The organism is Mesorhizobium sp. AR07 (assembly GCF_024746815.1).
Lineage (GTDB): Bacteria > Pseudomonadota > Alphaproteobacteria > Rhizobiales > Rhizobiaceae > Mesorhizobium.
In genome coordinates, this window is the sequence record NZ_CP080525.1 from 2671475 (window position 1) to 2684332 (window position 12858).

Below are 12858 nucleotides of genomic sequence, written 5' to 3' on the forward strand. Positions count from 1 at the left end.
CGCGCGACGTCAATTGATTCGAGCTTGCCGCCTCACTTCGACCCCGTGCCCGCCCGGGTGCGCTGGAGCGAAGCGAGCGCAGCAGGCTGGTCGCCGTTCCAGCATCGTCTCAAGGCAACCGTCGACCTTTCCTGCAAAGGGCCGCCATGCGCATATTGATGGTCACCGACGCCTGGCGCCCGCAGGTCAATGGCGTCGTCCACACGCTGGAGCGGCTTGCTGAATCGCTGAAATCCTTCGACGTCGAATTGGATTTCCTGACACCGAACATCTTTCGCACGCTGCCCTTGCCGACCTATCCCGACATCCGCCTGGCGCTGACCACCCCCGGCCATGTCGCGCGCCTGATCGACACGCGCAAGGCGGACCACATCCATATCGTCACCGAGGGTCCGCTCGGCATCATGGCGCGGCGCTATTGCCGCAACGCTGGCCGGCCGTTCACCACCAGCTATCACACGCGCTTTCCCGAATATCTGAGCGCCCGCCTGCCGGTGCCGGAAAGCTGGGCCTATCGCTGGTTGCGCGATTTCCACAATTCCGGCCAGGGCACGCTGGTCGCCACCCAGTCGCTCGCCGACGACCTTTCGGCGCGCGGCTTCAACAAGCTGAGGCCCTGGACGCGCGGCGTCGACACCGACCATTTCCGGCCGGACAAGAAGAAGGACCTCGGCTTCCCCGGTCCGATCTTCCTCTGCGTCGGCCGCGTCGCCATCGAAAAGAACCTGAGCGCCTTCCTCGACCTCGACATGCCGGGCAGCAAGGTGATCGTCGGCGAGGGTCCTGAACTCGCCAAGCTCAAGGCGAAATACCCGCAAGCGCATTTCCTCGGCCACCGCCCCAATGACGAACTGGCCGAGATCTACGCCTCGGCCGATGTCTTCGTCTTCCCCAGCCGCACCGACACCTTCGGCAACGTCATCATCGAAGCACTCGCCAGCGGCACGCCGGTCGCCGCCTATCCGGTGACCGGGCCGATCGACATCATCGGCGACGGTTTTGGCGGCGCGGTCTCGAACGACCTGCGCGAGGCGGCGCTTGCCGCCCTCAATGTCGACCGCGCCCAGGCACGCGAGCGCGCCATGCGCTACAGCTGGAAAGCCTGCGCGGAAATGTTTCTCGACACGGTCGAGGAGGCATTGGGCAAAACGACGAAACTGGCCGCCTGACTGACCTGCAACAGCACTAGGTTGTCGGAACCGTAGCGGGACAGCGCCCCCCTCTGTCCTGCCGGACATCTCCCCCTCAAGGGGGGAGATTGGACGTCACGATTGTTTTCGCCAATTTTCAACGTTGAAGAAAAAACAGTGAGGACGCGGCTCCTGATCTCCCCTTGGGGGGAGATGGCCGGCAGGCCAGAGGGGGGCGTGAAGGAACGAGGCGGTGGTTTTCTCTAAAACAGCCGCCCGCCATCCGGCACCTTTCGCTCGATGGCGCCGAGCACCACGGCGCCCTCTTCGTCGGGAAAGCCGAGCGTCAGCACTTCCGACATGAACGGGCCGATCTGGCGCGGTGGGAAATTGACCACCGCAAACACCTGTCGGCCGATCAGTGTCTCGGGCATATAGTATTTGGTGATCTGCGCCGACGATTTCTTGATGCCGATGCCGGCGCCGAAATCGATCTTCAGTTTGAACGCCGGCTTGCGCGCCTCGGGGAACGGCTCTGCCTCGACGATCGTGCCGGCGCGGATGTCGACACGATCGAAGTCGGCGAAACTGATCTCGGGCTTGCGCTCGCTGCTCGAACTCATCTCTGCCTACCGTAGGGCTCAGGCGTTGCCGTAGGTCTCGAACAGCACGCCCGCCAGCGCATCCTTGGCCGAGGTTCCCGACCAGACGACGAACTGGAAGGCCTGGAAGTAGCATTCGCAGGCTTCCAGCGCCGACGACAGCAGCACCTCGACCTGCTGGCTCGACGGCTCGACTCCGCCGGCCAGCAGCAGCGACTGGCGGAACATGATCGCGCCTTCCTGCTCCCAGAGGTCGAAATGGCCGAACAGCATCTGTTCGTTGATGAGCGACAGCAGCCGCATCACTTCCAGCGCGCGTGCCTCCGGCACCTTGATGTCAAAGGCGCAGGCCAGATGCAGCGCCTCGAAATCCTCCATCCACGAGAAGGACACGTGATAGTCTGTCCAGCTGCCGGCAACCGAGATCGAAATCTCGTCGTCGCCGGCCCGCTCAAAGGACCAGTCGTTGTTGTGGGCAACCTGCTCGATGACATCCACCGGATGGATTTCGCGGGAGAATTCGAGTTCGAGAAGTTCCATGGAATGCTTCCTGTCGTTCTGAGGAGCGCCGCCACACGCTCCGCGGGAGGGCACACACAACGAACAATCTTGTCTAGAACTCGGACGGCCAGGATTTCTCGACACAAAGACCCCGGACCGGACCCCACCGCCCGGCCGCATGACCCTGCTCCGAATCATGCAACAAATTCAGTCTATTGATCGGGAGTCGCGTGAACAGCCCAATTTTTCGCACTGCGTCATTCGCATGTGGAAAGCCGCTGTCACAAAGATTCATGCAATGCCGTTAAGCGATTCACGGCAAAGCGCTTTTCAGGATCGGGCTATGTGGAAAAGTTTAATGATTATTTTTTTGCGCGGGGCTTCGCCGTCGCAGCCGGTGCGGCTTGTCCGGTCAATTCGGCAAGTTTCGCCTCGAGCGCCTCGATACGCTCGGCAAGGCGGGTGTTTTCTTCCCGAGCCTTGGCGGCCATCTCGCGCGCCGCCTCGAACTCTTCGCGCTGCACCACGTCCATGGTGTTGAGAATGCGCTCGGCCTGCCCCTTGAAGGCGGTCTCAACCTCGCGGCGCACGCCCTGCGCGGCCCCGGCGGCATCGGTCATCAGCTTGGCGAATTCATCGAGAATGCGGTTCGGTCCGGTCGACATGGCAAATCCTCGCTTGCTGTAATTGAGTTAGTGGCGCGGCACTTGGAATGCAAGCATGTTGCGCCCTGCCGCGCCATCAAGTCGGAAGCGCCCACCTTGCCTTGACCCCGCCAAAACCCTGCCGCATGGTCCGCGCCCAAACGCGATCGCAACCGAGAGTTCCCCATTGAACGACTATTTCCTGCTGCCGCTGGCCTCCCTGCCCTTTCCCAACATCAACCCGATCCTCATCCAGATCGGGCCGCTGGCGGTGCACTGGTACGGTGTCGGCTATATCGTCGGCATCCTGTTCGCCTGGTGGTACGCCAAGCGGCTCGCCGCCAATGCGAAGCTGTGGCCGAACGGCGTCCTGCCGATGAAGCCGGAGGACCTCGACGACTTCATCGTCTGGGCCGCCATCGGCGTCGTGCTCGGCGGCCGCACCGGCTATGTGCTGTTCTACGATCTGCCGCGCTACATCGCCCACCCGCTCGATATCTTCGCGGTCTGGCAAGGCGGCATGTCGTTCCATGGTGGTCTGCTCGGCGTCATCCTCGCCATGACGCTGTTTTCCATCAAACGCGGCATCCGCACCTGGTCGCTGTTCGATGTCGTGGCGGCCGGCGTGCCGGTCGGTCTCGGCCTGGTGCGCGTCGCCAACTTCATCAATTCCGAGCTCTGGGGGCGCCCCACCGACGTGCCATGGGCGATCGAATTCCCCAATGGCGGGCCATTTGCCCGCCATCCAAGCCAGCTCTACGAGGCTCTGCTCGAAGGCGTTGTACTGTTCCTCGTCCTGCGCATCCTCACCCATTCGCGCCTTAAGCTGAAGACGCCGCGCTTCGTCGGCGGCGCCTTCATCTGCGGCTATGGCCTGTCGCGCATCTTCGTCGAGTTCTTCCGCGAGCCCGACCAGCAGCTCGGCTATCTCCTTGGCACCAACTGGCTGACCATGGGTATGATCCTGTCGTCGCCGATGGTGCTGGCCGGTATCTGGGCGATGGCGACGGCCAAGCCGGTGCCACAGCCGCGGCCGGCATGACGCGGCTGAAGGCTCGCATCGCCGACCTGATCGAGGCGTTGGGACCGCTTCCCGTCAACGAATACATGGCGCTGTGCCTGTTCGACCCCGAGGACGGCTACTACACGACGCGCGAACCCTTTGGTGCGGCCGGCGACTTCATCACCGCGCCGGAAATCAGCCAGATGTTCGGCGAACTCGTCGCTGTCTGGCTCTATCAGGCCTGGCTGGCGAGCGGCCGGCCGAAGCCGGTCAGCATCGCCGAGATCGGTCCTGGCCGCGGCACGCTGATGAAGGACATGCTGCGCACGCTGTCGCGGCTTGATCCCGATCTGGCCAATGGTGCTGCCTTCGCCATGGTCGAGACCAGCCCGCGCCTGACCGAGGTCCAGAAACGGACGCTTGGCGCGACACCTTTCGCGATCGGCTGGCACGAAACCATCGACACGCTGCCGCAACAGCCGCTCTTCATCGTCGGCAACGAAGTGTTCGACGCCGTGCCGATCCGCCAGTTCGTCCGCGCCGGCGCCGGCTGGCGCGAGCGCATGGTCGGCCTCGACGAGACCAACGCGCTGCGTTTCTTCGCCGGCGCCGGCTCGGTCGACCCGACGCTGCTGCCCGCCGACGCCGCTGACGCGCCGCAGGGCGAGATTGTCGAGGTGGCGCCCGCCCGCGCAGCCCTCATGGCGGCCATCGCTGAGCGAATGTCCAAGCACGGCGGCGCTGGCCTGTTCCTCGATTATGGCCACCTTCAGCCCGGTGTCGGCGACACGCTGCAGGCCTTGCGCAAGCATGGTCACGAAGATGTGCTGGCCAATCCCGGCAAGGCCGATCTCACGACCCATGTCGATTTCGCTGCTCTTGCGGCAATCGTGCGTGCGCATGGCCTCGACGCCCATCTGTCGACGCAGGGCGACTTCCTGCTCGGCATGGGCATTCTCGAGCGCGCCGGCCGGCTCGGCGCCGATGCCGACCAGACGGCGCGCGACAAGATCGCCGACGATGTCGAGCGTCTCGCCGGCCCGCACGCGATGGGCGAGCTGTTCAAGGTGCTTGCCGTCCTGCCGCGCGGCGTGACCGTTCGGCCCTTTGCCATGGCGGATTGACTTTTCACTGCTGCCCCTCCCAATCTCCCGTCCGGCAAGTGCGGCCGAACCGCCGGCCGCGCTTTGCCCCGCCTTCTTTTCGACGAAGCACTTTTTCTTGACGAAACCGCTCACACGGACAACAACGCCCACATGCTGAATCAGACCAAACCGGATCCCGTTCGGTCGCCTCTGCTGGACAAGGCGCAGGCACAAGGCATCCGCCACGGCTATTTCACCCGCGTCGGCGGTGTCTCCAGCGGCATCTACCAGGGCCTCAACATCGGCACCGGATCGAATGACGACCAGGCGCTGGTCGCCGAGAACCGCAGCCGTGTCGCCGCCTGGATGGGTGTGCCTGCAAGCCATCTGTTGACCGCCTGGCAGATCCATTCGCCCGACGTCATCATCGTGAGCGAGCCCTTTGCCGGCGAGCGCCCCAAGGCCGACGCCATCGTCACCGACCGGCCGGGCATCGCCATCGGCGCCTCGACCGCCGATTGCGGGCCGGTGCTGTTCGCCGATGCGCAGGCGCGCATCATCGGCGCCGCGCATGCCGGCTGGAAAGGCGCTTTCAGCGGGGTGCTCGAAAACACCATCCTCGCCATGGAAGGCCTCGGCGCCCGGCGCGATCGCATCGTTGCCGTGCTCGGCCCCTCGATCGGACCGGAAAACTACGAGGTCGGACCGGAGTTCGTCGCCCGCTTCGTCGAGGCCGACGCTGAAAACATCCTCTATTTCGCGCCCTCCGCCAACGCCGGCCACGCCATGTTCGACCTCAACCGCTACACGGTCGACCGGCTGGCCAAGGCCGGCGTAACGGCCGAGGGCCTCGGCCGCTGCACCTATGCCGAGGAAGATCTGTTTTACTCCTACCGGCGCACCACGCACCGCAAGGAACCCGATTACGGCCGGCAGGTTTCGGCAATCGTTTTGGAGAGACAATAATGGCGCTGCATTTTGAACGCTCGGAATTCGACGCGAGGCGCGACCGGCTGATGATCGAGATGGCCGAGAAGAAGCTCGATGCCATCCTGCTGTTCGCGCAGGAAAGCATGTACTGGCTGGCCGGCTACGACACGTTCGGCTTCTGCTTCTTCCAGTGCCTGGTGGTGAAGGCCGACGGTTCGATGGTGCTTTTGACCCGCTCGGCCGACCTGCGCCAGGCGCGCCAGACCTCGATCATAGACAACATCGTGCTGTGGACCGACCGCAACGGCGCCAATCCGGCGGTCGACCTGCGCAATCTGCTCAACGAGCTCGACCTGCTCGGCGCCCGCATCGGTGTCGAGTACGACACCCACGGCCTGACTGCCTTCAACGGCCGCCGCCTGGACGAGCAATTGCAGACTTTTGGCCAGATCGCCGACGCGTCCGGCATTGTCAGCCGGCTGCGCCTGTTCAAGAGCCCGGCTGAAATCGCCAAGGCCGAGAAGGCCGCCAATCTCTCCGACGACGCGCTGGACGCGGCGCTGCCGCTGATCAAGCAGGGCGGCGACGAAGCCCTGATCCTGGCCGCCATGCAGGGCGCGATCTTTGCCGGCGGCGGCGACTATCCGGCCAACGAGTTCATCATCGGCTCCGGCATCGACGCGCTGCTGTGCCGCTACAAGTCCGGGCGCCGCAAGCTCACCAAGAACGACCAGTTGACGCTCGAATGGGCCGGCGTCTTCAACCACTACCATGCGCCGATGATGCGCACGGTGCTTACCGGCAAGGTCTCGAAGCGCCATCAGGAGCTGTTCGACGCCGCCCGCGCAGCGCTTCTGGCCGTCGAGAAGGCAATGACGCCGGGCAACAGCTTCGGCGACGTGTTCGACGCCCACGCCCGCACCATGGAGACGCACGGCCTGACCAAGCACCGGCTGAACGCGTGCGGCTACTCGGTCGGCGCCCGCTTCACGCCGTCCTGGATGGACATGCCGATGTTCTATCAGGGTAACCCCGAACCCATCGCGCCGAACATGACGCTGTTCGCCCATATGATCATCATGGATTCCGACACCGAGACGGCGATGACGCTTGGCCGCACCTACCTGACCACCGAATCCCAGCCGAAGCCGCTGTCACGCCATGATCTCGACTTGATCGTACAGTGAATCCATAATGGGAGGCGTTGTTCGCCAAGGAGTTAGAAGGCAAATGAGACGATCGCATGTGACGACCGTGTCATTGCTTGTGGCATTGGCTCTTGCCGCCTGCACCAACGCAAAGGACGTGCTCGAACCTTCGGCGATCACCCCGCCAGCGACCTCGACGCCAGCCACCCAGGGCAGCGCCGCCGTCACCGGACCGTCGCCTGCCACCACCACGATGGGTGCTCCCGCAACCACCACCACGCCGGTCGCCTCAGCCCAAAGCGCTGCCATCCTGTCGAAGACCCGCCTGCAGATCGCGCCGATCGTCGGCGCTTCGGTGGAAGCCGCGACGCCGCTGACGGCGGAACTGCAGGCGCGCGCCAGGCAGCGCGGCATCACGCTCGCCGGCAGCGCCGACCAGGCCGCGACCCACGTCCTCAAGGGTTATTTCTCGGCGATTTCGGAAGGCAAGGACACCACCGTCATCTATGTCTGGGACGTCTACGACCCGGCCGGCAACCGCCTGCACCGCATCAACGGCCAGATGAAGGCGCCTTCGGTCAATTCCGGCGGGGGCGGCGACAGCTGGAAAGCGGTAGCGCCGGCCACCATGCAGGCGATCGCCGACCAGACCATCGACCAGTTCGCGGCGTTTCTTGGCGGCAAGGCAAGCTAGAGTGTTGCCGGCCGGCGATGGCGCCTGGCTTTCTTGAGATTAGCCGGCGGATTCCCGATCTCGGCGCTTGCAATACCGGCACGGGCCGCTAAAAGCCCGGTTAAAGGGCGCAGGCGAGTCCGTCAGGTCTCGCGATCCTCCACCAGGAACGGTGCATGAAACTCTTCGCGGGCAATTCCAACAGGGTGCTGGCCGAAGCGGTCGCCCGCTATCTCAACATCCCGCTGGGCAAGGCCAGTGTCAGGCGCTTCGCCGATCAGGAAATCTTCGTCGAAATCCAAGAAAACGTGCGCGGCGAGGATGTCTTCATCCTGCAGTCGACCTCGTTCCCGACCAACGATCACCTGATGGAACTGCTCATCATGATCGATGCCTTCATGCGCTCGTCCGCCAAGCGCATCACCGCTGTCATTCCCTATTTCGGCTACGCCAGGCAGGACCGCCGCGCCTCCGGCCGCACGCCGATCTCGGCCAAGCTGGTCGCCAACATGATCACCCGCGCCGGCGTCGATCGCGTTTTGACGCTCGACCTGCATGCCGGCCAGATCCAGGGCTTTTTCGACATTCCGACCGACAATCTGTTCTCGGTGCCGGTGATGGCCCGCGATGTGAAGGCGAAATATAAGCAGCTTGGCAATGTCGTCGTGGTGTCGCCCGATATCGGCGGCGTGGTGCGCGCCCGCGCGCTGGCCAAGCGCTTCGATGCGCAACTGGCCATCGTCGACAAGCGCCGCGAGCGTCCCGGCGAATCGGAAGTGATGAACATCATCGGCGCCGTCGCCGGCAAGGATTGCCTGCTGATCGACGACATCGTCGATTCGGGCGGCACGCTCTGCAATGCCGCCGATGCGCTGCTGGCCAACGGCGCCACCAGCGTCACCGCCTATATCACCCACGGCGTGCTGTCGGGCGGCGCCGTCGCCCGTATCAGCGGCTCGAAGCTGCAGGAGCTGGTGATCACCGATTCCATCCAGCCGACGCAAGGCGTGCTTGACGCGCCCAACATCCGCGTCATCTCGATCGCCGACCTGATGGGCGAAGCCATCTCGCGCACGGCGACCGAGGAATCGGTGTCGAGCCTATTCGACTAAAGCACGTCGCGTTTGAACGGATTCAGGCGACGCGCTTCAACCTTCGAAAGAGCAGGGACGATCGAGGTCGGCAATCAACCCCGGCTGCTGTGCGCTACGGCGCCGGGCTCTGCAGCCGCGCCGGACCGCTTAGCCGACGGGCGCCTTCGCCGCTGTCGCGTGCGCCGCGCATATAGCCGCGCGGCGACGCGCCCAGCATGCGCTTGAACATGGTGATGAAGGCCGGCACGCTGTCATAGCCGAGATCGAGCGCCACCCGCGTGATCGGCTCGCCATCGGCCAGCCTGGGCAGCGCCGCGAACAGGCAGGCCTGCTGACGCCATGTCGACAGCGACAGGCCGGTCTGGCGTTGGAAGGCGCGGGTGAAGGAGCGGCGGCTCATGCCGGCGGCATCGGCCCATTCGTCGATCGTCGCATGCGGCGAAGGTGCAGCCACGAAGCGCCGGCAGAGCGCCGCCAATTTGGGATCGGACGGGAACGGCAGGCCGAGCGGCCGCTCCGGCAGGGTCGGGATTTCATGCAGCAGGAGATTCATGATCAGCCCGCCACGCCCTTCCAGCACGCCGCCTTGCGGCAGCTTCTCCGATTCGACGATCAGGCTGTGCATCAGCTCGGTGACACCTACGACACGCAGTTCTTCCGGCAGCCCCGGAATCGCCCGCGGCATGACATAGACCGAACGCATCGAGACATCGCCCAGCATCTCGACGGAATGCTCGGTGCCGGCCGGAATCCACATCGCGTGATCGGGCGGCACCATCCAGCGCCCATGCCGTGTCGTCACCAGCACGACACCGACCCGCGCATGCAGCAGCTGGCTGCGGCTGTGGCGGTGTTGCGGCACGTGGTAGCCGTCGGGATATTCCGTCGGCAGCGCCACCGCCGGCCCGACCGCTTGCTCCAGCCACTGCCAGCGCCGTTCGTGCAATTGACGGAGATCGGCATTGCCGGCGTGAAAGATTTCCCTGCCGTGCGGCATCGGCTATGGCCCACTTGCGAAACTATTGGACCAAACCACGAAAGAAGTCGCCCGGCAAGCAGCTTATAAGGCACCGTCCTAAGGCGACCGCAGGAGCGACCGCCGCGCTACCCGCGGGCGTGCCCGCCAAAAAGACCACGGAGCCTATCTTGATCGATACGACAGCCGCCAGTGTCGCGCCACCAGCGACCGTCAGTCACGCTTCAGCCCAGGCGACAGCCTTCACCGTCATCCTGGCGGTGAGCTTCTGCCACTGCATCAACGACATCATGCAGTCGCTGCTATCGGCCATCTATCCCCTGCTGAAAGAGAATTACGGTCTCGATTTCTGGCAGATCGGCCTCCTGACCTTCACCTTCCAGGTGACCGCGTCGCTGCTGCAGCCGGTGATCGGCATGATCACCGACAAGCGGCCGATGCCCTATTCGCTGCCCTACGGCATGGCGTCGTCGCTGATCGGCCTGGTCGTGCTGGCCTATGCCGGGCATTATTCGCTGTTGCTGATCGGCGCCTCGCTGATCGGCATCGGCTCCGCGATCTTCCATCCGGAATCCTCGCGCATCGCCCGCTTCGCCTCCGGCGGCCGCTTCGGGCTGGCGCAGTCGCTGTTCCAGGTCGGTGGCAATTTCGGCCAGTCGATGGGGCCGTTGCTGGCGGCGTTCATCGTTGTGCCCTTTGGCCAGACCAGCATCTCGTGGTTCGCCATCGGCTCGCTGATCGGCATCATCGTTTTGTGGCAGGTCGGTGGCTGGTACAGCCGCCTGCGCGCCGCACAGGGCAACCGCAAGGCGGCAAGCTTCGTCTCGCCCTTCCCGCGCCGCAAGGTGATGTGGGCATTGACGGTGCTGACACTGCTGGTGCTGACCAAGAACGCCTACATCGCCAGCCTCGCCAGCTACTACACCTTCTATTCCATCCATAAGTTCGGCGTTTCGGTGCAGATGTCGCAGATCATGCTGTTCCTGTTCCTCGGCGCTTCGGCGCTTGGCATCCTGCTCGGCGGCCCGTTCGGCGACCGCTATGGGCAAAAGGCGATGATCTGGTTCTCGATCGTCGGCGTGCTGCCCTTCACGCTCGCCCTGCCCTACGCCAACCTCGAATGGACCATGGTGCTGACGGTGCTGATCGGCCTGATCCTGTCGTCGGCCTTCTCCAACATCGTCGTCTTCGCGCAGGAGCTGGTGCCGGGGCGCGTCGGCATGATTGCCGGCATCTTCTTCGGCTTCGCCTTCGGCATGGGCGGCATCGCCGCCGCGGTGCTCGGCGTCGTCGCCGACATGAAGGGCATCGAGTTCGTCTTCCAGATCTGCTCGTATCTGCCGCTGCTTGGCCTGCTGACGGTGTTCCTGCCAAACATGAAGGAAGCGAGAAAGCTCGAAGCCGGCCCGGCGATCGGCTGAGCCGGATTTAGGCTTCGACATGACAAAGGCACCCGCCAACTGGCGGGTGCCTGATCTCCCAACCGGAAAAGCCTAGTGCATGTCGCCCAAAAGTGGCCCCGGTTTTGGGGCGACGACATGCATCAAAACAAAGACCTAAAGCGCGTCGCCTGAATCCGCTCAAACGCGACGCGCTTTAGGCCTTGAAGAAGGCCAGCAGGTCGGTGTTGATGATGTCGGCATGGGTCGTGGCCATGCCGTGCGGGTAGCCCTTGTAGACCTTGAGCTCGCCCTTCTTGAGCAACTTGATCGTCAGCAGGGCGGAGTCGGCGATGGGGACGATCTGGTCGTCGTCGCCATGCATGACCAGCACCGGCACGTCGATTGTCTTCAGGTCCTCGGTAAAATCGGTTTCCGAGAAGGCCTTGATACAATCATAATGCGCCTTGGTGCCGCCCATCATGCCCTGGCGCCACCAATTGTCGATCACGCCTTGCGAGACTGCCGCGCCAGGACGATTGAACCCGTAGAACGGACCGGCCGGAACGTCGCGGAAGAACTGGGCACGGTTGGCTGCCTGCGCCGAGCGGAAGCCGTCGAAGACCTCGATCGGCAGGCCGCCGGGATTGGCCGGTGTCTTGAGCATGATCGGCGGCACCGCTCCAATCAGCACCGCCTTGGCGACGCGGCCGCCTGAGCCATACCGGGCGACATAGCGCGCCACCTCGCCGCCGCCGGTCGAATGACCGACATGGATGGCGTCCTTGAGGTCCAGATGCGCCGCAAGCGCCGCGACATCGGCGGCGTAGGTGTCCATCTCATTGCCGATATCGGTCTGGGTCGAGCGGCCATGGCCGCGACGATCATGGGCAATGACGCGGTAGCCTTGTGCCAGGAAGAACAGCATCTGGGCGTCCCAGTCGTCGCTGCTCAATGGCCAGCCGTGATGGAAGACGATTGGCTGACCGGTTCCCCAGTCCTTGTAGTAGATCTGCGTTCCGTCCTTGGTGGTGATCGTGCCGCTGCCGGAGCCGGACTTGGTCTGCGAGGTCATCTCAATCTCCCTTCGATTGTTGTCGCGATAAACAATATCGCGATAACTGTATGCCTAGCGCGACGCACGGCTCTTGTCCACGATAATATGTATCGCGATATCATTTCTCGTGGTATGGAGTTCGTGCCCTGTCGGCAAAAAGGAATCGGCCGTGCCTCTCCCGTTGGACAATCAGCTCTGTTTCACGCTCTACGCCACGAGCATGGCGATCAACCGCACCTACAAGCCGATGCTGGACGAGATGGGGATCACCTACCCGCAGTATCTCGTGCTCAACGCGCTGGGAGAGGCCGACGGCATGTCGGTCGGCACCATCGCGCACCGGCTCGCCTTGGAATCGAGCACCATCACCCCGCTGGTGAAGCGATTGGAACAGGCCGGGCTGGTGACCCGCCAGCGCAGCCAGACCGACGAGCGCCAGGTCCAGGTCGATCTGACCGCGACCGGGCGCGCGCTGTTGGTCCAGTGCAACTGTCTGAACGAGACCTTGATCGAGCGCTCGGGCATGACACTGACACAGCTTGATGCCCTGAACCGGCAAATCCAGGCGCTGCGTGATGCGTTGAGCGGCGATCAGTAGCCCAAACTCTTGCGACCTGCCTCCCTGCCGTTTGCCGG

14 protein-coding genes are annotated in these 12858 nt (G+C 64.0%); 9 read left to right on the forward strand and 5 right to left on the reverse strand.

What is annotated here, in order from left to right; translation table 11 throughout:
* The first annotated feature begins 146 nt into the window (after window positions 1-146).
* The gene (locus BPNPMPFG_RS13725) at window positions 147-1169 is read left to right on the forward strand and encodes a glycosyltransferase family 4 protein (protein ID WP_258595943.1); all 1023 of its coding nucleotides are present in this window, start codon (window positions 147-149) and stop codon (window positions 1167-1169) included.
* Between the two features lie 224 nt (window positions 1170-1393).
* Here the strand turns inward: BPNPMPFG_RS13725 and BPNPMPFG_RS13730 are convergent, their stop codons facing one another.
* The 3 genes from BPNPMPFG_RS13730 to BPNPMPFG_RS13740 form a co-directional block, all read right to left on the reverse strand.
* Window positions 1394-1753, reverse strand: coding sequence for a tRNA-binding protein (locus BPNPMPFG_RS13730; RefSeq protein WP_258595944.1), 360 nt, complete (start codon window positions 1751-1753; stop codon window positions 1394-1396).
* A gap of 18 nt (window positions 1754-1771) precedes the next feature.
* Window positions 1772-2272, reverse strand: a complete 501-nt coding sequence (locus BPNPMPFG_RS13735; RefSeq protein ID WP_006202532.1) for a type III secretion system chaperone family protein — start codon at window positions 2270-2272, stop codon at window positions 1772-1774.
* 323 nt (window positions 2273-2595) lie between these two features.
* Window positions 2596-2898 (reverse strand): accessory factor UbiK family protein, encoded by a 303-nt coding sequence (locus BPNPMPFG_RS13740; RefSeq protein WP_258595948.1) that lies wholly within the window; start codon window positions 2896-2898, stop codon window positions 2596-2598.
* Between the two features lie 166 nt (window positions 2899-3064).
* Between BPNPMPFG_RS13740 and lgt the strand changes: the two genes are divergently transcribed.
* The 6 genes from lgt (at window position 3065) to BPNPMPFG_RS13770 (ending at window position 8828) form a co-directional block, all read left to right on the forward strand.
* Window positions 3065-3919: a prolipoprotein diacylglyceryl transferase gene (gene lgt / locus BPNPMPFG_RS13745; RefSeq protein ID WP_258595950.1), complete on the forward strand. Its 855-nt coding sequence runs from the start codon at window positions 3065-3067 to the stop codon at window positions 3917-3919.
* Entirely contained in the window at window positions 3916-5004 is a 1089-nt protein-coding gene (locus BPNPMPFG_RS13750; RefSeq protein WP_258595952.1) for a class I SAM-dependent methyltransferase, read from the forward strand. Before lgt ends, BPNPMPFG_RS13750 begins: the two co-directional genes overlap by 4 nt.
* A gap of 132 nt (window positions 5005-5136) precedes the next feature.
* A complete protein-coding gene (pgeF, locus tag BPNPMPFG_RS13755; protein WP_258595954.1) occupies window positions 5137-5931 on the forward strand; it encodes a peptidoglycan editing factor PgeF in 795 nt (264 codons plus the stop codon).
* On the forward strand, window positions 5931-7082 hold the full coding sequence (locus tag BPNPMPFG_RS13760; RefSeq protein ID WP_258595955.1) for a M24 family metallopeptidase: 1152 nt from the start codon (window positions 5931-5933) through the stop codon (window positions 7080-7082). Before pgeF ends, BPNPMPFG_RS13760 begins: the two co-directional genes overlap by 1 nt.
* Window positions 7083-7125: 43 nt before the next feature.
* Window positions 7126-7737 (forward strand): hypothetical protein, encoded by a 612-nt coding sequence (locus BPNPMPFG_RS13765; protein ID WP_258595956.1) that lies wholly within the window; start codon window positions 7126-7128, stop codon window positions 7735-7737.
* A gap of 155 nt (window positions 7738-7892) precedes the next feature.
* Complete coding sequence (locus BPNPMPFG_RS13770) at window positions 7893-8828, forward strand: ribose-phosphate pyrophosphokinase (protein WP_019860650.1); 936 nt, start codon at window positions 7893-7895, stop codon at window positions 8826-8828.
* Window positions 8829-8922: 94 nt separating this feature from the next.
* Here BPNPMPFG_RS13770 and BPNPMPFG_RS13775 read toward each other — a convergent pair whose 3' ends face one another.
* Window positions 8923-9807, reverse strand: a complete 885-nt coding sequence (locus BPNPMPFG_RS13775; protein ID WP_258595957.1) for an AraC family transcriptional regulator — start codon at window positions 9805-9807, stop codon at window positions 8923-8925.
* A gap of 149 nt (window positions 9808-9956) precedes the next feature.
* On the opposite strand from BPNPMPFG_RS13775, the gene BPNPMPFG_RS13780 reads away from it, so the two are divergent.
* Window positions 9957-11207 carry an MFS transporter gene (locus tag BPNPMPFG_RS13780; RefSeq protein ID WP_258595959.1) on the forward strand — a complete coding sequence of 417 codons (1251 nt, stop codon included), beginning with the start codon at window positions 9957-9959 and terminating at the stop codon, window positions 11205-11207.
* Window positions 11208-11382: 175 nt separating this feature from the next.
* Here the strand turns inward: BPNPMPFG_RS13780 and BPNPMPFG_RS13785 are convergent, their stop codons facing one another.
* Window positions 11383-12240 (reverse strand): alpha/beta fold hydrolase, encoded by an 858-nt coding sequence (locus BPNPMPFG_RS13785; protein ID WP_258595960.1) that lies wholly within the window; start codon window positions 12238-12240, stop codon window positions 11383-11385.
* A 151-nt stretch (window positions 12241-12391) separates the two neighbouring features.
* On the opposite strand from BPNPMPFG_RS13785, the gene BPNPMPFG_RS13790 reads away from it, so the two are divergent.
* Entirely contained in the window at window positions 12392-12820 is a 429-nt protein-coding gene (locus BPNPMPFG_RS13790; protein ID WP_258595961.1) for a MarR family winged helix-turn-helix transcriptional regulator, read from the forward strand.
* Window positions 12821-12858: the final 38 nt, after the last annotated feature.